The organism is Geodermatophilus sp. SYSU D00700 (assembly GCF_054050255.1).
The window spans coordinates 21,972-43,289 of the sequence record NZ_JBJGZA010000034.1; the positions used below are offsets into that span (position 1 = coordinate 21,972).

A 21,318-nucleotide genomic window follows, 5' to 3' on the forward strand; every position below is an offset into this window, starting at 1 on the left:
CGGTGACTCTGTGACAGACGTGTTCCGGTACCGGAGTGGATCAACAGAACTGACGATGCCGCGGAGGGCGTGCGCGACCGAGGCTCTCGTCGTTCGCCGCACGCATGCCGGCGAGAACCGTCGCCGTGACGGGGACACCGACAGGAGACACCCGTGAAGAAGATCGCACTCGCCTCCGCCGCCATGGGCGGCGCCGCGCTGCTGGCCTTCGGCGCCAGCGGCACCTTCGCCGCCCTCAGCGACACGACCACCCAGGATGTCGGCACGGTTGCCGCCGGCAGTGTGGTCGTCAACACCTGGGACAAGACCAGCGCGAACATGGCCAGCACGCCCCTCACCCCGGGCGACAGCGTCGTGCGGAGCTACTACGTCCAGAACGGCGGCAGCGTCGCGGGCAGGCCGAGCGCGCAGGTCCTCAACGTCACGAACGTCGACGACGGCTGCACGTCGAGTTCCGAGCGATCCATCGACGACTGCACCAACCCCAGTGCGGGCGACCTGGCCGCTCAGGTCGTCGTCAGCTACGCCACCTTCGCGCCGACCGGGACGGACTGCGTCGTCCCGAGCAATCAGCGGTACGTGACGCTCGGTGGGCTGACCGAGATCGGTGGCAAGCAGGCCTCGGACGGGTCGACGCTCGCCGCGCAGCAGGCCCTTTGCGTCGCCTTCCAGCTGACCTTCGTCGAGGGGGAGAGCGACAACAAGGCCCAGGGCGACTCGTTCACCGCCCAGGTGCAGTTCGGCCTCGAGCAGGTCGTCTGACCGACACCCTCCGTCGAGGGCGGTCCGGGGTCTCCCGGGCCGCCCTCGCGGCGTTCAGGAGCCGAGCGCGTAGCGGGTGAACAGGACGCCGTCCTCCTCGAGCACCTGGACCAGCCGCGGGCGGACGACGTCGGCCAGCGCCCGGTCGAGCAGCCGGGCCGGCCCGCCGACCAGCGCGGGGGAGACGGTGAGGTCGAGTTCGTCGACCACGCCCGCGTCCAGCGCCGCCGACAGCAGCGCCGGCCCGCCCTCGCACACCAGCTGCCCGAGGCCGCGGTCGGCCAGCCGGTCGAGCGCGAGCGGCAGGTCGACGTCGTCGTCGCCGCAGACGAGCACCTCGACGCCGGCGTCGGCCAGCGCGGCGCGGCGGCCGGAGTCGGCGGCGGCGCAGGTCACCAGCAGGGTCGGGGCCTGCGCCAGCCGGTCGCCGGGCGCCAGCGACGCCCGGCGCGAGACCACCGCCACCGGCAGCTCCGGCGGCCGCCCGAGGGAGGCACGCAGCCGGCCCACCGCGGAGTCGGCGGGCACCGGGCGGTAGCCCTCGGCCGCGGCGGTGCCGTGCCCGACCAGGACGGCGTCGGCCAGGGCCCGCAGCACGCGGAACACCCGCTGGTCCCCGGGCGAGCCCAGCCCCGCGCTGCGCCCGTCGACGGCGATCGCGCCGTCGAGCGAGACGACGAAGTCGACCCGCACCGACCGCCCCGGCGGCCGCCGGTAGGCCGCGGCGAGGGCGGCGTCGTCCGCGACGGGCCCGGCGTCCGGGAACAGCCGCCGCACGGTCAGCGCGTGGTGAGCACGGCCGCGCTCTCGGCCGGCAGCGTCACCGTGTCGCCGTCCAGCGCCGGGTCGTCCCCGGTGGCGAACAGCACGCCGGTGGCCGGCCGGTCGAGGTCGACCTCCCGCGGCTCGCCCGACAGGTTGGCCACCACCCGCAGCGCGCCGCGGTGCACCACCAGGAGGCGGTCCTCGTCGTCCCAGCCGACCTCCACCGCGCCCAGGTCCGGGTCGACCAGATCCGGCTGCGCCCGGCGCAGCGCCAGCAGCGCCCGGGTGGTCGCCAGCAGCCGCGCGTGCGGCTCCCGCTCGGGCTCCGACCAGTCCAGCTTCGAGCGGGTGAACGTCTCCGGGTCCTGCGGGTCGGGCACCTCGTCGGCGTCCCAGCCGTGCTCGGCGAACTCGCCCTTGCGCCCCTCGGCCGTCGCCCGCCCGATCTCCGGGTCGGTGTGGCTGGTGAAGAACTGCCACGGCGTCGAGGCGCCCCACTCCTCGCCCATGAACAGCATCGGGGTGAACGGGCCGGTGAGGACCAGCGTCGCGCCGACGGCGAGCAGGCCGGGGGACAGCGACGCCGAGATGCGGTCACCGATGGCGCGGTTGCCGACCTGGTCGTGGTCCTGCAGGTAGCCGAGGAACGCCCAGCCCGGCAGCCGCGCGGTGTCGACCGGCCGGCCGTGGGACCGGCGGCGGAAGCTCGACCAGGTGCCGTCGTGGAAGTACGCGCCGGTCAGCGTCTTGGCCAGTCCCGCCAGCCCGGCCGCGGCGAAGTCGCCGTAGTAGCCCTGCCCCTCGCCGGTGAGCACCGCGTGCAGCGCGTGGTGGAAGTCGTCGCTCCACTGCGCGTGGATGCCCGTGCCGTTGGCGGCGCGCGGGGTCACCAGCCGGGGGTCGTTGAGGTCGCTCTCGGCGATCAGTGTCAGCGGCCGGCCCAGCGCCGCCGAGAGCCGGTCGACCTCCTGCGCCATCTCCTCGAGCACGTGGGTGGCCCGCTCGTCGACCAGCGCGTGGACGGCGTCGAGCCGCAGCCCGTCGACGTGCATGTCCCGCAGCCACATCAGCGCGTTGTCGAGGATGTAGCGGCGCACCTCGTCGGAGTCGGGCCCGGACAGGTTGATCGACGAGCCCCACGGGTTGGGCCCGCCCTCGCTGAACACCGGCATGAACAGCGGCAGGTAGTTCCCCGACGGGCCGAGGTGGTTGTAGACGACGTCCTGGATCACGCCCAGGCCGCGCTGGTGGCAGGCGTCGACGAACCGCTGGTAGGCCGCCGGCCCGCCGTAGCTCTCCTGCACCGTGTACCAGAGGACGCCGTCGTAGCCCCAGTTGTGCGTGCCGTCGAAGCCGTTGACCGGCAGCAGCTCGACGAAGTCGACGCCGAGGTCGACGAGGTGGTCCAGGCGCTCGACCGCCGCGTCCAGGGTGCCCTCGGGCGTGAAGGTGCCCACGTGCATCTCGTAGACGACGCCGCCGGCCAGCGGGCGCCCGGTCCAGGCGCCGTCGCCCCAGGAGTGGGCCGCGGGGTCGAAGCGGCGGGACGGGCCGTGGACGCCGTCGGGCTGGCGGCGCGAGCGCGGGTCCGGCCGCACGGTGTCGTCGTCGCCGAGCAGGAAGCCGTAGTCGGCCTCGGGCGCGGCCGGCACCTCGGCGCGCCACCAGCCGCCGTCGTCGCGGCGCATGTCGTGCACGGCGCCGTCGACCTGCAGGCGCACCCGCTCCGGCACGGGCGCCCAGACGGCGAACTCGGCGGCAGCGGACATGCGAGGACCTCCCGGCGGTGGTGCGGCTGACCGGACCCTCTTGCCCGCTGGGGGAGCGGTCAACCGCCGCGGGCGGCGGCCCGCGGGGGAGCGGGTCCCCCGGCGGCCGCGCGGCTCACGGCCGGCCGAGACCCCCGGGCTCCCGGCAGCCGGGGGAGGACCCCCCGGCTGCCGGAGGACTCACGGGAGCTGCAGCTCCTGACCGACGTAGATCCGGTTCGGGTCGCTGCACTCGTCGCGGTTGGCGGCCCACACCGCCCGCCAGCCACCGTCGACGCCCTGCGCCCTCGCGATCTTGCCGAGGGTGTCGCCGCTCTTCACGACGTAGGAGCCGCCCTCACCGTCGCCGCGGTCCCAGCGGGAGCCGCGGTCCCAGCTGCGGTCGGCGTCCTCGGCCGGTGCCGGCGCCGGCTCCTCGGCGGCCGGAGCGGGAGCGGGGGCAGGAGCGGCGGCCGGCTCCGGAGCCGGCGCGGGGGCCGGCGCGGGGGCCGGGGCAGCCGCGGCCTCGGGCGAGCCGGCCTCCGGCGCCGACGGGTCGAGGTTCTTGCCGCAGGTCGGCCAGGCGCCCGGGCCCTGGACGTCGAGCGTGGCCTCGGCGACGGCGATCTGCTGCGCCTTGGTCGCCAGGTCGGCGCGCGGGGCGTAGTCGAGGCCGCCGAAGGCCTCCCAGGTGCTCTGGCTGAACTGCAGGCCGCCGTAGTAGCCGTTGCCGGTGTTGATGCTCCAGTTGCCGCTGGACTCGCACTGGGCGACGGCGTCCCAGTCGTTGGGGGCGGCGGCCGAGGCCGGGCCGGCCGCGACGCCGATCGCGGCCGCGGCCACGCCGGTCGTCACGAGGGCACGGCGGAGGAAGGACGTGGACGTGCGCATGCGGGATCTCCGATCCGCCGCCTGCGAGGTGAGCTGTCGGGTTCGGAGCGATCGGTGCCCCGGCCGCACGTGTGCGGCTTCACCCCCAGGCGCTGCGTCCGGTCCCCCCGTGACCGCGGCGCACACGCCGAGATGGGTCCCCCACCCCCGTCCTGGCTGTGCAGGAGGAACGGAGCCCGGCGGACGGGGTTCGGCGGACCGGCTCCGGCACGCCGCCGTCGGTCGGCCGCGTGCGGGAGCCAAGGTAACGGTCGCATCACGGGACGGCACACCGGCCCCACCCGTCACGGCGTGCCGCCCGGCGTCCCGGGTCCGGCCCGGGCGCGGCACCGCAGGTCACGGCGGCGCCGGGCGGCGCCGCCGTGACCTCCGTCTCATCCTCGGACGAGCAGCGCCACGGGCAGCCGGGCGAGCAGGCCCGCCACGGGCGCCCCGCCGGCGTCGGCCACGACCCGGGTGTCGGTCAGCACGTCGCGCCAGGCGCCCGTGGGCAGCGCCAGCGCGGTGTCGCCCCAGCCGGTGGCGGCCAGCGCCACGGGCAGCCGGGTCGCCACCGTGACCGCTCCGCCCCGGTCGAAGGCGACGACGGAGCCGGCGGCGCTGCCGGTGGCCTCGACCGGCGTGTAGCCGGAGAACAGCTCCGGGGAGTCCCGGCGCAGCCGCAGCGCCCGGGAGGTGACCAGCAGCTTGGCCGCGCCGGTGTCGTCGACCCCGGGCACCTCACCGCCGTCGAGGCGGGCCAGCAGCCGCCGGCGCTCGTCGTAGTCGACCGGGCGGCGGTTGTCGGGGTCGACCAGCGAGCGGTCCTCCATCTCGGTGCCCTGGTAGACGTCGGGGACGCCGGGCATGGTCAGCTGCACGAGCTTCTGCGCCAGCGCGTTGGACCGCCCGGCCGGGCCGATGCGGGCGACGAACGCCTCGATCTCGGCGTTGGTCGCCGGGGCGTCGTACGCGGCGTCGACCATCCCGTGCAGCTGCGCCTCGAAGGCCTCGTCGACGTCGGTCCACGTCGTCGAGGTGCCCGCCTCCCGGGCGGCCTTCTCGGCGTAGGCGTGCGCCCGCTCGCGCGACAGTGGCCAGGCGCCGACCAGGTTCTGCCACACCAGGTGCGCCAGCGGCCGGTCGGGCAGCGGGTGGCGCGCGAGCCAGCCGCGTACCAGGTCCGCCCACTCGGTGGGCACCTCGGCGAGCACGGCCAGCCGAGCCCGGGTGTCCTCGCTGCGCTTGGTGTCGTGCGTGGTCAGCGTGGTCATCGACTCGGGCTTGCGCGCCCGCCGCCGGGCCTGCGCCTCGTGGAACTCCGCGACCGTGCTGCCGAACCGGGCCGGGTCGCCGCCCACCTCGTTGAGCACCACGAACCGGGCCCAGCGGTAGTAGGCGCTGTCCTCGACGCCCTTGGCCATCACCGGGCCGCTGGTCTGCTCGAACCGGGTGGCCGCCTCGGTGCCGGCCCGCGCCAGCACCGGGTGCAGCGCGTCGACCGCGGCGACCAGGTCGGGACGGCGGTCGCGGACGGCGGCCACCGTGGCGTCGAGGTGCTCGCGGCCGTCGGGCAGGTAGGTGCGGTAGACGTCGAAGCTGGCCAGCAGCTCGGCCAGCGCCTCCTCCTCCGTCTCGACGTCGATCCCGGGCAGCTCGCCGATCACCCGCACCAGGCGGGCGACCTCCGAGCCGAGGCTGCCGTCGGTGACCTCGCGCTTGCAGTGGTGCACCAGCCGCGCGTAGTCGACCTCGCGGCCCGACAGCTCCGTGTCCAGCGCGGTGAGCGCCGCCTCGCCGGCCGGGTCGACCAGCACGTCGTCGACCTCGGCGAGGGCGTCGTAGCCGGTGGTGCCGGCGGTGCGCCAGCTCTCCGGGAGGTCCTCGCCGGGCTCGAGGATCTTCTCGACCACCGTCCAGCGCCCGCCCGAGGCCTCGGCCAGCCGGTCGAGGTAGCCCCTCGGGTCGGCCAGGCCGTCGGGGTGGTCGATCCGCAGCCCGTCGACCGCGCCGTCGGCCACCAGTTCCAGCACCAGCTCGTGGGTGGCGCGGAAGACCTCGGGGTCCTCCACGCGCAGCCCGGCGAGGGTGTTGATGGCGAAGAAGCGGCGGTAGTTGAGGTCGGAGTCCGCCCGCCGCCAGTCGACCAGCTCGTAGTGCTGCCGGTCGTGCACCTCCTGCGGGGACCCCTCCCCGGTGCCCGGGGCGATGGGGAAGCGGTTGTCGTAGTAGCGCAGCTCCCCGTCGACGACCTCCAGCTCCGCCACGTCGTCGGCCGAGCCGAGCACCGGGATGCGCACCCGGCCGCCGAAGTCCCAGTCGATGTCGAATGCCGCCGCGTGCGCGCTGTCCCGCCCGTGCCGCAGCACGTCCCACCACCACGGCGCCTCGGCCGCGTCGGCCACGCCCATGTGGTTGGGCACCAGGTCGAGCACCAGCCCCAGGCCGTGCTCGTGCAGTGCGGCGACGAACCGGTCCAGGCCAGCCCGCCCGCCGCGCGACTCGTCGACGTGCGCGTGGTCGACCGTGTCGTACCCGTGCGTGCTGCCCGCCGCCGCGCGCAGCAGGGGCGAGGAGTAGGCGTGGCTGACACCGAGGTCGGCCAGGTAGCCGGCCACCGTGGCGGCGTCGTCGAGGGTGAAGTCGGCGGTCACCTGCAGCCGGTAGGTCGCCGTGGGGACGGCGCGCCGGCGCTCCTGGCCCGTCGGGCCGCTCACGAGCGGCGCTTGGCCGACAGCACGACCATCGACCGGTCCTGCAGGGTCAGCGACTCGCCCGGCTTGAGCTCGACGCGCTCGACCTCGCCCAGCTCGGCGGTGTCGAGGACGACGGTCCACACCTGCGCGTACTCCTCGGGCGGCAGGGCGAACTCGATCGGCTCGTGGTGGGCGTTGAAGGCCAGGAAGAAGTGGTCGTCGACGACGTCCTCGCCGCGCTCGTCGGTCGACCGGATCCCGTGCCCGTTGAGGTACATGCCGATCGACTTGGCGTAGCCGGCGTCCCAGTCGTCCTCGGTCATGAGGTCACCGGAGGGGGTCAGCCAGGCGATGTCCTGCACCGGCTCGCCCTCCGCCCGGCGGACCGGGCGGCCGTGGAAGAAGCGCCGCCGCCGGAACGTCGGGTGCTCGGTGCGCAGCCGGGTGACCAGCTTGGTGAACTCCAGCAGCCCCTCGTCGACCTCGTCCCAGTGGATCCAGGTCAGCGGGGAGTCCTGGCAGTAGCCGTTGTTGTTGCCCTTCTGCGTGCGGCCCAGCTCGTCGCCGTGCAGCAGCATGGGCACGCCCTGGCTGAGCATCAGCGTGGCGAGGAAGTTGCGCCGCTGGCGGGCGCGCAGGGTGAGCACCTTCGGGTCGGTCGTGGGTCCCTCGACGCCGCAGTTCCAGCTGCGGTTGTGGCTCTCGCCGTCGTTGTTGCCCTCGCCGTTGGCCTCGTTGTGCTTCTCGTTGTAGGAGACCAGGTCGGTGAGCGTGAAGCCGTCGTGGGCGGTGACGAAGTTGATGCTGGCCACCGGGCGCCGCCCGGAGTGCTGGTAGAGGTCCGAGGAGCCGGTGATCCGGCTGGCGAACTCCCCGACCGTGGCGCTCTCCCCGCGCCAGAAGTCGCGCACCGTGTCGCGGTACTTGCCGTTCCACTCCGTCCACAGCGCCGGGAAGTTGCCCACCTGGTAGCCGCCCTCGCCGACGTCCCACGGCTCGGCGATCAGCTTCACCTGGCTGACCACCGGGTCCTGGTGCACCAGGTCGAAGAACGCCGAGAGCCGGTCGACGTCGTGCAGCTCGCGGGCCAGCGCCGAGGCGAGGTCGAAGCGGAACCCGTCGACGTGCATCTCGGTGACCCAGTACCGCAGCGAGTCCATGATCAACTGCAGCGCCTGCGGCGTCCGGGCGTTGAGCGTGTTCCCGGTGCCGGTGTAGTCCATGTAGTACTGCGGGTCGTCCTCGACCAGCCGGTAGTACGCGCGGTTGTCGATGCCCTTGAACGACAGCGTCGGCCCGAGGTGGTTGCCCTCGGCGGTGTGGTTGTAGACCACGTCGAGGATGACCTCGATGCCCGCCTCGTGCAGGGTGCGGACCATCCCCTTGAACTCCTGCACCTGCATGCCGTTGTCGGTGTTGCTCGCGTACTCGTCGTGCGGCGCGAAGAACCCGATGGTGTTGTAGCCCCAGTAGTTGCGCAGGCCCTTCTGCTGGAGGGTGTCGTCCTGCACGAACTGGTGGACCGGCATGAGCTCGATCGCGGTGACGCCGAGGCCCTGCAGGTAGGAGACGACGGCGGGGTGCGCGATGCCGGCGTAGGTGCCGCGCAGCTCCTCGGGCACGTCGGGGTGGGTCATGGTCAGGCCCTTGACGTGGGCCTCGTAGATGACCGTCTTGTGGTACGGCGTCCTCGGCGGGCGGTCGACGCCCCAGTCGAAGTACGGGTTGACGACGACGGACTTCGGCATGTGCGCCGCGGAGTCCTCGTCGTTGCGCTCGCCGGTGTCGAAGTCGTAGCCGAAGACCGACGGGTCCCAGTCGATCTGGCCGTCGATGGCCTTCGCGTAGGGGTCGAGCAGCAGCTTGTTCGGGTTGCAGCGCAGCCCCTGCGCGGGGTCGTAGGGGCCGTGCACGCGGTAGCCGTAGCGCTGCCCGGGCTGGATGCCGGGCAGGAACGCGTGCCACACGTAGCCGTCCATCTCCGGCAACCGGATGCGGGTCTCGGTGCCGTCGTCGTCGAACAGGCACAGTTCGACCTTCTCGGCCACCTCGCTGAAGATCGCGAAGTTGGTGCCGGTGCCGTCGAACGTGGCTCCGAGGGGGTAGGCCGTTCCGGGCCACACCTGGGTCATGGACGTGTTTCCTCCTGCACGGGCGCCCCCGGCGGGGTCAGGGGGCGCGGTGGCCCCCCGCCACGACCGTCGGCAGGGGGTCTGGGCACAGGGTGCCCGCGCGTCCCTTGCCCGAAAGGGGCGGCTCCACACCTGACGCGGCGGAGGTCACGTCCGCGCCTCCCGCCCACCGTCCGGGGCGCCCCGGACGACGACGCCCCCCGCGGCAGGCCGCGGGGGGCGTCGTGCGCAGGTCCGGCGGTGCCGTCGGTGGCCCGGTCCGGGGAGCGCGTCGCGGGGTCCGACCTCGCCCGGCGTCCGGGTGGCACTGGTCCCTGGCGCGCGCTCCTGCGAGGCGTCACGCTAGCGCCCGGGCTGCACCGGCACGAGCACCGAGGCCGCGATCGGTCAACCGGCGGCGTCCCCCCGGTCCCGTCCGTCGCAGGGGCCACGTCCGGTCCCACCGGTTTCTGTCGCCGGTCGGTCGTACCGTCGTTCCCGTGCGCGCGACCACCGACATCCGGCCCACCCAGGGGCGTTTCCGCGTCGTCAGCGAGTTCCAGCCCTCGGGCGACCAGCCGGCCGCGATCGAGGCGCTCGCCCGGCGGGTGAACTCGGGCGAGACGGACTCCGTGCTCCTCGGCGCCACCGGCACGGGCAAGTCGGCCACCACGGCCTGGCTCATCGAGCAGGTGCAGCGGCCCACCCTCGTGATGGCGCCCAACAAGACGCTCGCCGCGCAGCTGGCCAACGAGTTCCGGGAGCTGCTGCCCGACAACGCCGTCGAGTACTTCGTCTCGTACTACGACTACTACCAGCCCGAGGCCTACGTCCCGCAGACCGACACCTACATCGAGAAGGACTCCTCGATCAACGAGGAGGTCGAGCGGCTGCGGCACTCCGCCACCCAGGCGCTGCTCACCCGGCGCGACGTCGTCGTGGTCGCCACCGTGTCCTGCATCTACGGCCTGGGAACCCCGCAGGAGTACGTCGACCGGGCGCTGCGGATCTCGGTGGGGGAGGAGCGCGACCGCGACGAGTTGCTGCGCACGCTGGTCGAGGAGCAGTACACCCGCAACGACCTGTCCTTCACCCGCGGCACGTTCCGGGTGCGCGGCGACACGATCGAGGTCTTCCCGGTCTACGAGGAGCTCGCCGTCCGGATCGAGATGTTCGGCGACGAGGTCGAGCGGCTGTACTACCTGCACCCGCTGACCGGCGAGGTGGTCCGCGAGGTCGAGGAGCTGTTCGTCTTCCCCGCCACCCACTACGTCGCCGGCCCCGAGCGCATGGAGCGGGCCATCACCGCCATCGAGGCCGAGCTCGAGCAGCGGCTGGCCGAGCTCGAGCGGCAGGGCAAGCTGCTGGAGGCGCAGCGGCTGCGCATGCGCACCACCTACGACATCGAGATGATGCGCCAGGTCGGCTTCTGTTCCGGCATCGAGAACTACTCCCGGCACATCGACGGCCGCGCGGCGGGCTCGGCAGGTGCCTGTCTCATCGACTACTTCCCCGACGACTTCCTGCTGGTCATCGACGAGTCCCACGTCACCGTCCCGCAGATCGGCGGCATGTACGAGGGCGACATGAGCCGCAAGCGGACGCTGGTCGAGCACGGCTTCCGGCTGCCCTCGGCGATGGACAACCGCCCGCTGAAGTGGGAGGAGTTCACCGACCGGATCGGCCAGACGGTCTACCTGTCGGCGACGCCGGGGCCCTACGAGCTCGGCCGGGTCCAGGGCGACGTCGTCGAGCAGGTCATCCGCCCGACCGGCCTGGTCGACCCCGAGGTCGTGGTCAAGCCGACCAAGGGCCAGATCGACGACCTGGTGCACGAGATCCGGGTGCGGGTGGAGAAGGACGAGCGGGTCCTGGTCACCACGCTGACCAAGAAGATGGCCGAGGACCTCACCGACTACCTGCTCGAGCTGGGGATCAAGGTGCGGTACCTGCACTCCGAGGTCGACACCCTGCGCCGGGTGGAGCTGCTGCGGGAACTCCGGCAGGGCGAGTACGACGTGCTGGTCGGCATCAACCTGCTGCGCGAGGGGCTCGACCTGCCCGAGGTGTCCCTCGTGGCCATCCTCGACGCCGACAAGGAGGGCTTCCTCCGCTCGGGCACCTCGCTGATCCAGACGATCGGCCGCGCCGCCCGCAACGTGTCCGGGCAGGTGCACATGTACGCCGACACGATCACCCCCTCGATGGCGACCGCGATCGAGGAGACCAACCGGCGCCGCGAGAAGCAGATCGCCTACAACCGCGAGCGCGGCATCGACCCCCAGCCGCTGCGCAAGAAGATCGTCGACATCCTCGACGGCATCTACCGCGAGGCCGAGGACGGCGGCGCGGAGCTGGTCGGGGGCTCGGGCCGCCAGCAGTCGCGCGGCAAGGCACCGGTCCCGGGGCTGTCGTCGAAGACCCGCGGGAAGGCCGGCGCCATCGACGTCCAGGGCCTGCCGCGGGCGGAGCTGGCCGACCTGATCAGCCAGATGAACGAGCAGATGCTCGCCGCCGCCCGCGAGCTGCAGTTCGAGGTGGCCGCCCGGCTGCGCGACGAGCTGTCCGAGCTGAAGAAGGAGCTGCGCCAGCTCGACGCCGCCCACGCCTAGGAAGCAGACGCAACCGTCCGGATCGACCGGGAACCCGGAACGGTCCACCGGCCGTTGGCCGTTGCGGACCTCCCGTGTGGCGCGCCCTGTTGTGCGGGTACCGGTCCCGCGTGGAGGGGAGTATCCCGACGCGGTGGTGTCGTCAGCACGGGCCGCGGCCCCGGCGCCATCGGCCGACCGGTTCCCGGTCGGTGGGAGAGACCTCCGGTGCTGACAGCTGCCAGTGGACCGGAGGTACCGCCTGATGGACGTCCCGCTCTGGGTGTGGGGGATCACCGTCGCCGCGATCGTGGCCATGATCGCGTTCGACTTCATCGGCCACGTGCGCACGCCGCACGCGCCCACCCTGCGCGAGTCCGCCACCTGGTCGGCGATCTACGTCGCGCTCGCCATCGTGTTCGGGATCCTGGTCTGGTGGTTCGCGGGCGCGCAGTACGGCGGTGAGTACTTCGCCGGCTACATCACCGAGAAGAGCCTCTCGGTGGACAACCTGTTCGTCTTCGTCCTGATCATGGCCAGCTTCGCGGTGCCCCGGGAGCTGCAGCAGAAGGTGCTGCTGTTCGGCATCGCCTTCGCCCTCGTCCTGCGGACGGTCTTCATCTTCCTCGGCGCCGCGGCGATCGAGAACTTCAGCTGGGTCTTCTACCTCTTCGGCGCGTTCCTCATCTACACCGCCATCGCCCAGGCGCGGGCCAGCGGCCACGACGACGACGAGTTCAAGGAGAACGCGTTCCTCCGGCTCACCCGGAAGATCGTGCCGACGACGCAGGAGTACCACTCCGACCGGATGACCACGAAGATCGACGGCAAGCGGTACATCACCCCGCTGGCCATCGCGCTGGTCGCCATCGGCAGCGCCGACATCCTCTTCGCGGTCGACTCGATCCCGGCGATCTTCGGCCTGACGCAGGAGACCTTCCTCGTCTTCACCGCCAACGCCTTCTCGCTGCTGGGCCTGCGGCAGCTGTTCTTCCTCATCGACGGCCTGCTCGACCGGCTGGTCTACCTGCACTACGGCCTGGCGGTGATCCTCGGCTTCATCGGCATCAAGCTGCTCATCCACGCGCTGCACGAGAACGAGCTGCCGTTCATCAACGGCGGCGAGCACGTGACCGCGATCCCCGAGGTGCCGACCTGGCTGTCGCTGGCGGTCATCGTCGTCACCCTGTTCGTCACCACCGTCGCGAGCCTCGCACGCAGCCGCCGCGACGCCCGCGAGGCCGCCGCGCAGGGCACCGTCGGCCGGGGCGCGGCCGCGGTGGCCGGCGAGACCGGGGTCCCGACCGCGGAGCGGCAGAGCGAGGACCAGCCGCGGCCGGCGAGCCGGCCCGCACCACCGGCCTGACCGCGGTCCGCGGGGTCACCCGGGCGGGGCACCCCGCCCGCGTTGCCGAGCCTGTTGCTCCCGGTGACCGTGCGGCAGTATCCGAGACACGTCCGCTCCGCCGGGTGCCCGACCGGGGCCCGGCGCAGCGGTGCCGGGGGACAGCGCCGGGCGCCCGCGCCTGCGCACCTGCCCGGTGGCGCCGGCCCGTCCGGCGTGCTGCGCCAGCGGCGACCGCCGCTGCGTGACCGACAGTGACATGGGAGTCCAACTGATGGGTGTCAGCCTCTCCAAGGGCGGGAACGTCTCGCTGACCAAGGAGGCGCCGGGCCTGACCGCGGTGAACGTGGGCCTGGGCTGGGACGTCAACACGTTCTCCGGGGGCGACTTCGACCTCGACGCGTCGGCGATCATGGTCGACGCCGGTGGCAAGGTCACCCCCGACGACTCGGGCTTCGTCTTCTTCAACAACCTCCGCAGCCCCGACGGCTCGGTCGTCCACGTCGGTGACAACCTCACCGGTCAGGGCGAGGGCGACGACGAGGTCATCCAGGTCAACCTGGCCGGGGTCCCGCCGACGGTCGACAAGATCGTCTTCCCGGTCTCGATCTACGACGCCGACAACCGCAAGCAGAACTTCGGCGCCGTGCGCAACGCCTTCATCCGCGTCGTCAACCAGGCCAACGGCTCGGAGATCGCCCGGTACGACCTCACCGAGGACGCCTCGGTCGAGACCGCCATGGTGTTCGGCGAGCTCTACCGCAACGGCCCGGACTGGAAGTTCCGCGCCGTCGGCCAGGGCTACGCCTCCGGCCTGCGCGGCATCGCCCAGGACTTCGGCGTCAACGTCGGCTGACCGCCACCGGGCCCGGACGGCACCCGTCCGGGCCCGGTGCCCCCGCGCGCGCCGACCCCTCCCGTTCCGGGTCTCCCCGACGTACTGTCCCCGCGCTTCCGACCCAGCCCCCGAGACCCGGAGGTCCCGCCCCGCCATGCCCGCTGCCCCGGTGGCCGCCGTCCACCCGCCCGCACCCCGCTCCCTCGGCTGAGCGGCGGCAGCGTGGTCCACGTCCTGACCCGGGGCGGCAACGTCGGCCTGGCCCAGGCCGGCCTGACCGGTCCCGTCGTCGTCACCCTCACCTGGAACCCGGCGCCGGGCGTCGACGCCGACCTCTCGGCGTTCCTCACCACCGGCGCCGGCCGGGTCCGCAGCGACGACGACTTCGTCTTCTACAACCAGCCCGCGGGTGCCGGCGGCGCGGTGCGCCACCTCGGCAAGTCCGTCCGCGGCGGCGTCACCGTCGACCGGGTCCGCATCGACCCGGCCGCGCTGCCCGCCGACGTGGAGAAGGTCGTCATCGGCGCCTCCCTCGACGGCGCGGGCACCTTCGGCGGGCTCACCGGCCTGGCCGTCGAGGTGGCGCCCGACGGCGGCGCGCCGGCGGCGGTCCGCTGCGAGCTGGCCGCCGGACCGGAGACCGCGCTGGTCTTCGCCGAGGTCTACCGCCGCGGGGCCGACTGGAAGGTCCGCGCGGTCGGGCAGGGCTACACCGGCGGCCTGGCGGCCATGGCCACCGACGTCGGCGTCAGCGTCGACGACGAGCCCTCCGCCGCCCCGGCGCCGGCCGCTCCCGCCGCCCCGCCGCCCGCACCTGCCGCGAGCGCGCCGCCGGTCAGCATGGAGAAGCGGCGGCTGGTCGACCTCGAGAAGAAGCTCGCCACGCAGGCGCCGCAGATGCTCAGCCTGGTCAAGTCCGCCGGGGTCAGCCTGGAGAAGCGCGGCCTGGGCGAGCACACCGCCCGGGTGGCGCTGGTCCTCGACATCTCCGGCTCGATGGCCGCGCTCTACCGCGCCGGCGCCGTCCAGCGGCTGGCCGAGCGGGTGCTCGCGCTGGGCCTGCGCTTCGACGACGACGGCGTCGTCGACGTCTTCCTCTTCGGCAAGGACGTGCACCGGCCCGAGCCGGGTCTGCAGCTGGAGGGCCACCAGCAGTACATCGCCGAGCTCACCTCCCGGTACCCGCTGGAGTACGACACCCGCTACGGCGCCGCGATGGCCGCCGTCCGGCAGGCCTACTTCGGCGACAGCCGCGAGCGCGTGGAGCCGCAGCCGGCGCAGGTGCCCGTCTACGTCATGTTCCTGACCGACGGCGCCCCCAGCGACAAGGCGGTGGCCACCCGGCAGATCCGGTCGGCGTCCTACGAGCCGGTGTTCTGGCAGTTCATGGGCATCGGCCCGGAGCGGCAGTTCTCCTACCTGCAGCAACTCGACGACCTCGAGGGCCGCTACACCGACAACGCCGACTTCTTCGCCGTCGACCAGGACGACCTGATGGGCCGCCGGCCGATCAGCGACGACGCGCTGTTCGACCGGCTGATGACCGAGTACCCCGGCTGGCTGCGCCGGGCGCGCGCCCAGGGCCTGCTGCGTCCCTGAGCCGCACCTGCCCGAGACCCACACCGGCCGTCCAGGCCCCGTCCAGCCCGCATCCAGCAGAGGGTGAGAGGGATCGACCGTGCGCCACTTCGCCTACCTGACCGACGACGAGCGGGAGCGGCTGTTCGCCGTCCCGCCGGGGGAGGTCGGCCCCGCCACGCCGCGCGCCATGCTGGCGCTCGCGCTCGGCGCGACGCTCTACACCCCCGGCACCCGGCCGCTGCTGGATGCCGACGCCGCCCGTGCCGCCGCGGCCGGGGCCACGAGCACCGTGTGGTGCCTCGAGGACGCCATCCCGCACGCCGCCGTGGGGGAGGCCGAGGCCAACGTCGTCGCGGCGCTGCAGCGCATCGACCGCCGGGTGGCCGAGGGCGACACCGCGCCGCTGCCGCTGGTGTTCGTGCGGGTGCGCACGCCCGAACAGATCCGCTCGATCGCCGTCGGGGCGGGTGCGGCGCTGTCCCGGCTGACCGGGTTCAGCCTGCCCAAGGCCACCGGCGCCACCCTCGGGCCGATGCTCGAGGCGATCGCCGAGGTCAGCGCGGACACCGGCCACCCGCTGTACGGCATGCCCATCCTCGAGACGCCCGACCTCGCGTGGCGGGAGACCCGCGCCGACGCGCTGGCCGCCCTCGCCGAGGTGGTCGCCGCCCACCGTGAGCAGGTGCTGTGCCTGCGCGTGGGCGGCACCGACCTGTCGGGGCTGTTCGGCCTGCGCCGCGACCGCGACACCACCATCTGGGACGTCGCCGTGGTCCGCGACTGTCTGGCCGACGTGGTTAACCGCTTCACCCGGGGCGGCGAGCACGTGGTGACCGGCGCGGTCTGGGAGCACATCCCCGGCCCGCGGCTGTTCAAGCCGCAGCTGCGGCAGTCGCCGTTCACCGAGCAGCACGAGGGCCGGCTGCGGCAGCGGATGATCGCCGGCGACCTCGACGGCCTGGTGCGCGAGGTCGCCCTCGACAAGGCCAACGGGGTGCTCGGCAAGACCGTCATCCACCCGGCGCACGTCGCGGTGGTCAACGCGCTGCTCACCGTCTCCCGCACCGAGTACGACGACGCCCTCGAGATCCTCACCGCCCGCGGCCGCGGCGGGATCGCGGTGTCCGAGAACGGCCGGATGAACGAGATCGGCCCGCACGCGCTGTGGGCCGAGCTGATCAGCCGCCGCGCCGCGGTGTACGGCGTGGTCGCCGACGAGGCCGCGCTGGTCGACCTGCTCTCGGCCGGGGAGCGCCGGCTGGCCGAGGTGTTCGGCGGGAACGAGGTCCACCGGGCGTGACCACCACGATCACCGGTGCCCCCTGGCTGGGCGGCACCGTCTCCGCGCTGCTCGACGTGCGGGCGTCCGACCCCGGCCGCTTCGCCACGCTGTGCGGCCTCGCGCTGCGCGACAACCCGCGCCGCGCCCACCTCGTCGTCTCCCGTGTGCTCGGCAAGCACGTCCCGGTCGCCCCCGCCGACGTCCTCGCCGCCGGGCACGCGGTCGGCGACGCCGTGGCCGCCGTCCTCGGCGGCGAGCTGCCCGGCCTGGTCGTCGGCTACTGCGAGACCGCCACCGGGCTCGGCCACGCCGCGGCCGCCCGGCTCGGCGCGACCGCCCTGTCCACCACGCGGCGGGTGCACCCCGGCGTGCCCGTGGCCGCCGCGTTCGAGGAGGAGCACTCCCACGCCGTGGCCCACGCCCTGCAACCGGCCGGGCCGGTGACGCTGGCCGCGCCCGGCCCGCTGGTGCTGGTCGACGACGAGCTGACCAGCGGGCGCACCGCGCTCAACACCGTCGCCGAGCTGCACGCCCGCTGGCCGCGGTCGCGCTACGTGATCGGCGCGCTGCTCGACGCCCGGCCGCCCGCCGCCCGGGCCGCGTTCGCCGAGCGGGCCGCCGCGCTGGGCGTGCGGGTCGACGTCGCCGCCGTCCTCACAACCGCGCTCACCCTCCCCGACGACGTCCTCGAGCGGGCCGCGGCCGCCCGCGCCGGGCTGCCCGGCCCGGCGCCGCTGCCCACCGGGGCGCCCGGCGCGGTCCGCGTGCACGAGGGGCTGTGGCCGGCGGGCGCGCCGACCACCGCCCGGCACGGGCTGACCGCCGCCGGCACCACCCGGCTGCACGCGGCCGCCGGCACGGCCGCCGCCGCGCTGGCGCCGGCGCTGGCCGGTAGCCGCGGCGTCCTCGTGCTCGGCACCGAGGAGCTCATGTACGCGCCCACCGTGCTCGCCGCCGCCCTCGACCGGCGGCTCGCGGACGTCCCCGTCACCACCCAGTCGACCACCCGGAGCCCCGTGCACGCCGCCGACGACCCCGGCTACGCCCTGCGCCGCAGCCTGGCCTTCCCCGCCCCCGACGAGCCCGCCCGCACCTCGCGGGTGCACAACCTCGCCGACCCGGCGGCCGTCCCCCCGGCCGGCCCGTGGTCGGACCTGCGCGCCGACGACGTCGTGGTCGTGGTCGACGCCCCGGCCACCGACGCCGCGCCGCTGGCGGAGGCGCTGCAACCGTTCGCCGCCCGCGCGGTGCACGTGGTCCCCGTGCCGCTGTCCTCGCCGCTGGCGGAGCCGGCCCCGTGACCGCGCTGCAGCCGCCGCTCGCGCCGGCGGTGCCCGGCCGGTTCGGCTCGTACCCCGTCGAGGACGTCACCTGGCTGCTCACCGACCTGTCCGGGGTGGCGCTCGAGCGCGGCACCGAGGACCGCGAGGAGGCCATCCAGTCGGGCACCCACTACTCGGAGATGCTGCCGGTCGAGTACCAGCCCGACGACGCCTACCTCGCACTGTTCACCAGCGCGCTGGAGGCGTCGGCGGAGCGGCTCGCCGACGCCGTCGCCCGGGTCGGCGAGCTGGTGTGGGACGCCGCGGCCGCCGCCGGGCACACCCCCGTCCTGGTCTCGCTGGCCCGCGCCGGGACGCCGATCGGCGTGCTGCTGCGCCGCTGGTTCCGGGCCTCGCGCGGCATCGACGTGCCGCACTACACCGTCTCGATCATCCGCGGCCGCGGCATCGACCAGGTGGCGATGGCGCACGTGCTGGCCCGCCACCCGGCCGGTGCGGTGCGCTTCGTCGACGGCTGGACCGGCAAGGGCGCCATCCAGCGACAGCTGACCGAGGCCGTCGCCGGCTGGGTCGCCGCGCACCCCGAGCACGCCGCGCTGGACGACCGGCTCGCCGTGCTGGCCGACCCCGGGGTGTGCACCGAGCTGTTCGGCACCCGCGACGACTTCCTCATCCCCAGCGCCTGCCTGAACAGCACGGTGTCCGGGCTGGTGTCGCGGACCGTGCTGCGCGAGGACCTCATCGGCCCGGGAATGTTCCACGGCGCGAAGTACTACGCCGAGCTCGCCGGCGCCGACGTCTCCGCGCTGTTCGTCGACACCGTGGCGGCCGCGTTCCCCGCCGTCGCCCCGGCCGACGACGTCCCCGCCGCGCGGCGCCGGCCGACCTGGGCCGGGTGGGCGGCGGTCGAGGCGATCGCCGCCGAGCACGGCATCGCCGACGTCAACCTGGTCAAGCCCGGGGTGGGGGAGACCACCCGGGTGCTGCTGCGCCGGGTGCCGTGGCAGGTGCTGGTCCGGCCCGACCGCGCCGCCGACCTGCGGCACGTCGTCGCCCTCGCGCAGGCCCGCGGGGTGCCGCTGGTCGAGGTGCCCGGCCTGCCCTACTCCTGCGTCGGGCTGATCCGGCCGGTGGGCCGGTGACCGCCGTCCTGCCGGCGACCCTGGCCGCCGTCGACCTCGACCGCACGCTCATCTACTCCGCGTCCGCGGCCGGCGGCACCGACGGGCTGCGGGTCGTCGAGCACCTCGACGGCGCCCCGCTGAGCCACGCGACCCCGGCGTCGTGGGAGCTGCTGGCCGAGCTGGCGCGCCGCGCCGTCCTCGTCCCGGTGACCACCCGCACCGCCGCGCAGTACGAGCGGGTGCAGCTGCCGGTGGTGCCCCGCTACGCGCTGTGCGGCAACGGCGGCGTGCTGCTCGCCGACGGCGTGCGGGACCCCGAGTGGGACGCCTGGGCGGCGGCCACCGCGGCGCAGGCGGGGCCGCTGGCCGAGCTGCTCGCGCCGCTGGAGGCGGTGGCCGGCGAGCCCTGGGTGCGCACCGTGCGCGCCGCCGAGGGCCTGTTCGGCTACCTGGTCGCGCACGCGCGCGAGGCGATCCCGGAGGAGTGGCTCGCCGCTGCCGGCGCCGCCGCGGCCGCCGCCGGGGCCACGCTCAGCGTGCAGGGCCGCAAGGTCTACGTCGTCCCCGCGGGGCTGTCCAAGGCCGCCGGGCTGCTGCGGCTGCGCCGGCTGCTCGCGGGCGCCGGCCCCGCGCCGCGGCTGCTGTGCGCCGGCGACAGCCTGCTCGACGCCCCGATGCTGCTCGCCGCCGACGCCGCCGTCCGGCCCGCGCACGGCGAGCTGCACGAGCAGGGCTGGACCGGCGCGCGGGTCGCGGTCACCGCGGCCACCGGAGCCGCGGCGGGGGAGGAGATCGTGCGCTGGCTGCTCGAGCGGACGTGAGGTCACTCCGCCCGGGCGGTGCGCACCAGCCCGGCCAGCCCCCGCTCGATCGACTCGGCCTCCCGCAGCACCGCGCCCCAGTCCGGCCGGTCGGCGCGGGCGGCCGCCTCCAGCGCCGGAAGCCGGCGGGCGAGGTCCTCGAAGGTCCGCCGGTAGCGGCGGGCGCGGTCCTCGGGCAGCCCGGCCAGGAACCGCCGGGCGTCGACGACGGCCCGCTGCACCGCGCCCAGCAGCGATGCCGGATCGGACCGGACGGCGTCCAGCCGGGCCAGCCGCTCGGTCGCCGCGCGCACCTCGTCGTCGACCCGCCCGGCCGCGGCGCGGACCCGGACGAGCTGCGCGGCGGCCTCCGGCACGTCGACCGGGGACGCGTCCAGCGCCGCGGTGAGCGCGGTCAGCGCCGCGTCGGCCTCGGCCAGCGCCTCGGCCGCCCGCTGCGGCGCGCGCTCGACGTCGGCCCACGCCGACAGCGGATAGCGCCGCCGCAGCTCGCTCATCACCGGCGCCAGCCGCTCGTGGCGGGTGCCCAGCGCCTCCCGGCGGGTGCGCACCGACGCCGCGCCGCGGCGCACCTCGGCGGCACGGCCGGCCAGCCCCCGGAGCCGCTCGGCCCCCGCGTCGGCGGCCCGGCGGGCCCGCTCGGCCGCGGCCACCGCGTCGGCGGCCCGGCGCTGGGCGAGGGCCGCCTCCGCGCCGGCCAGCGCGGTGGCGGCGTCGTCGAGCAGGACCGGCACCCCGGGGTCGGTCAGGCCGGTGGCGGCGGAACCGGCGAGCGCGTCGCGGGCGGCGGTCAGCGCGGCCGACGCCGCGGCCACGGCCGCGCCGGCGGAGGCCCGGACGCCGGTGGCGGCGGCGAGCACCTCACCGTACTGCTCGCGGAAGCGCCGCACCTGGTCGAGGACCCCGCGCAGCGCGGCCGCGGCGGCGTCGAGCTCCCGGGCCGCGGCGCGGGCGCGCCCGGGGTCGACGTCGTCGTGACCGGCCAGCGCCTGCAGGTAGTGTCCGATGACCGCGTCGGCGTGCGTCGAGAGGTCGTGCCAGTCGCGCGCCAACGAGTCGGGGACGGGGATGTGGTGGTGAGCCCGTCGTCCACCGGCGCCCGCGGTCCCGCCGGCCTCCTCGGCCGCGGCCACCGCGTCGGGCAGGTCGGCCAGGGCCGCGTCGAGCTCCAGCATCGCCGCGGCGGCGGCCTCGCGGGCCGCGCCCGCCTCGCGCCGGCCGGCCTCCCGGTCGCGCCGCCACCACCGGGGAGCGGGGTCACCACCGAGCCCGCCCACGACCGTCTCCCTCCGCGTCGCCGGCGCGCTCGCGCCCCGGCGTCGTGCCTACCACGTCGGGACCGCGCGCTCCCGGACGGACGGTCCGGTCCGCCCGTCCGGTCGACTCCGTCACACCCGTCGCCCGCCGCCCGGGCGGCGGGAACGTCTGGCACCCGGGGCCCGTTGGACCGTGGGTTCGCCTCCCGGCCGATCCGGCTCGGTGCTGTCTGCCGTACTCGTCG

Annotated in this window: 15 protein-coding genes and 1 riboswitch; of the genes, 9 read left to right on the top strand and 6 right to left on the bottom strand. The window is 74.8% G+C overall.

The genetic code is table 11. The annotated features are described in order from the left end of the window. Positions 1-153 precede the first annotated feature (153 nt). Positions 154-762 (top strand): TasA family protein, encoded by a 609-nt coding sequence (locus ACI79V_RS19420; RefSeq protein WP_456891865.1) that lies wholly within the window; start codon positions 154-156, stop codon positions 760-762. 54 nt (positions 763-816) lie between these two features. Here the strand turns inward: ACI79V_RS19420 and ACI79V_RS19425 are convergent, their stop codons facing one another. From ACI79V_RS19425 to glgX, 5 genes are all read right to left on the bottom strand, one after another. Continuing rightward, the gene (locus ACI79V_RS19425) at positions 817-1,539 is read right to left on the bottom strand and encodes a dihydrofolate reductase family protein (protein WP_456891866.1); all 723 of its coding nucleotides are present in this window, start codon (positions 1,537-1,539) and stop codon (positions 817-819) included. Between the two features lie 2 nt (positions 1,540-1,541). Continuing rightward, complete coding sequence (gene treZ / locus ACI79V_RS19430; protein WP_456891868.1) at positions 1,542-3,296, bottom strand: malto-oligosyltrehalose trehalohydrolase; 1,755 nt, start codon at positions 3,294-3,296, stop codon at positions 1,542-1,544. Positions 3,297-3,476: 180 nt separating this feature from the next. After that, complete coding sequence (locus ACI79V_RS19435) at positions 3,477-4,166, bottom strand: transglycosylase family protein (protein ID WP_456891869.1); 690 nt, start codon at positions 4,164-4,166, stop codon at positions 3,477-3,479. A 3-nt stretch (positions 4,167-4,169) separates the two neighbouring features. Further along, a riboswitch (cyclic di-AMP (ydaO/yuaA leader) is annotated at positions 4,170-4,297 on the bottom strand. 243 nt (positions 4,298-4,540) lie between these two features. Further along, a complete protein-coding gene (gene treY / locus ACI79V_RS19440; RefSeq protein ID WP_456891871.1) occupies positions 4,541-6,862 on the bottom strand; it encodes a malto-oligosyltrehalose synthase in 2,322 nt (773 codons plus the stop codon). After that, on the bottom strand, positions 6,859-8,973 hold the full coding sequence (gene glgX / locus ACI79V_RS19445; protein WP_456891873.1) for a glycogen debranching protein GlgX: 2,115 nt from the start codon (positions 8,971-8,973) through the stop codon (positions 6,859-6,861). Before glgX ends, treY begins: the two co-directional genes overlap by 4 nt. A 479-nt stretch (positions 8,974-9,452) precedes the next feature. Between glgX and uvrB the strand changes: the two genes are divergently transcribed. The 8 genes from uvrB to ACI79V_RS19485 all read left to right on the top strand — a co-directional run bounded on the left by uvrB (position 9,453) and on the right by ACI79V_RS19485 (position 19,817). Further along, positions 9,453-11,564 carry an excinuclease ABC subunit UvrB gene (uvrB, locus tag ACI79V_RS19450; protein ID WP_456891875.1) on the top strand — a complete coding sequence of 704 codons (2,112 nt, stop codon included), beginning with the start codon at positions 9,453-9,455 and terminating at the stop codon, positions 11,562-11,564. Between the two features lie 244 nt (positions 11,565-11,808). Further along, positions 11,809-12,909, top strand: a complete 1,101-nt coding sequence (locus ACI79V_RS19455; protein ID WP_456891877.1) for a TerC family protein — start codon at positions 11,809-11,811, stop codon at positions 12,907-12,909. 238 nt (positions 12,910-13,147) lie between these two features. Next, positions 13,148-13,744 (top strand): TerD family protein, encoded by a 597-nt coding sequence (locus ACI79V_RS19460; protein WP_456874248.1) that lies wholly within the window; start codon positions 13,148-13,150, stop codon positions 13,742-13,744. A gap of 204 nt (positions 13,745-13,948) precedes the next feature. Then, positions 13,949-15,325 carry a VWA domain-containing protein gene (locus tag ACI79V_RS19465; RefSeq protein WP_456891879.1) on the top strand — a complete coding sequence of 459 codons (1,377 nt, stop codon included), beginning with the start codon at positions 13,949-13,951 and terminating at the stop codon, positions 15,323-15,325. Positions 15,326-15,404: 79 nt separating this feature from the next. Continuing rightward, positions 15,405-16,607, top strand: coding sequence for an HpcH/HpaI aldolase/citrate lyase family protein (locus tag ACI79V_RS19470; protein WP_456891881.1), 1,203 nt, complete (start codon positions 15,405-15,407; stop codon positions 16,605-16,607). Then, positions 16,604-17,890, top strand: a complete 1,287-nt coding sequence (locus tag ACI79V_RS19475; RefSeq protein ID WP_456891883.1) for a phosphoribosyltransferase domain-containing protein — start codon at positions 16,604-16,606, stop codon at positions 17,888-17,890. The genes ACI79V_RS19470 and ACI79V_RS19475 overlap by 4 nt, the downstream gene beginning before the upstream one ends. After that, a complete protein-coding gene (locus tag ACI79V_RS19480) occupies positions 17,887-19,014 on the top strand; it encodes a cysteine protease StiP family protein (protein WP_456891885.1) in 1,128 nt (375 codons plus the stop codon). Before ACI79V_RS19475 ends, ACI79V_RS19480 begins: the two co-directional genes overlap by 4 nt. Beyond that, the gene (locus tag ACI79V_RS19485; protein WP_456891887.1) at positions 19,011-19,817 is read left to right on the top strand and encodes a hypothetical protein; all 807 of its coding nucleotides are present in this window, start codon (positions 19,011-19,013) and stop codon (positions 19,815-19,817) included. The genes ACI79V_RS19480 and ACI79V_RS19485 overlap by 4 nt, the downstream gene beginning before the upstream one ends. A gap of 2 nt (positions 19,818-19,819) precedes the next feature. Here the strand turns inward: ACI79V_RS19485 and ACI79V_RS19490 are convergent, their stop codons facing one another. Then, positions 19,820-21,094 (bottom strand): hypothetical protein, encoded by a 1,275-nt coding sequence (locus ACI79V_RS19490; protein WP_456891888.1) that lies wholly within the window; start codon positions 21,092-21,094, stop codon positions 19,820-19,822. Positions 21,095-21,318: the final 224 nt, after the last annotated feature.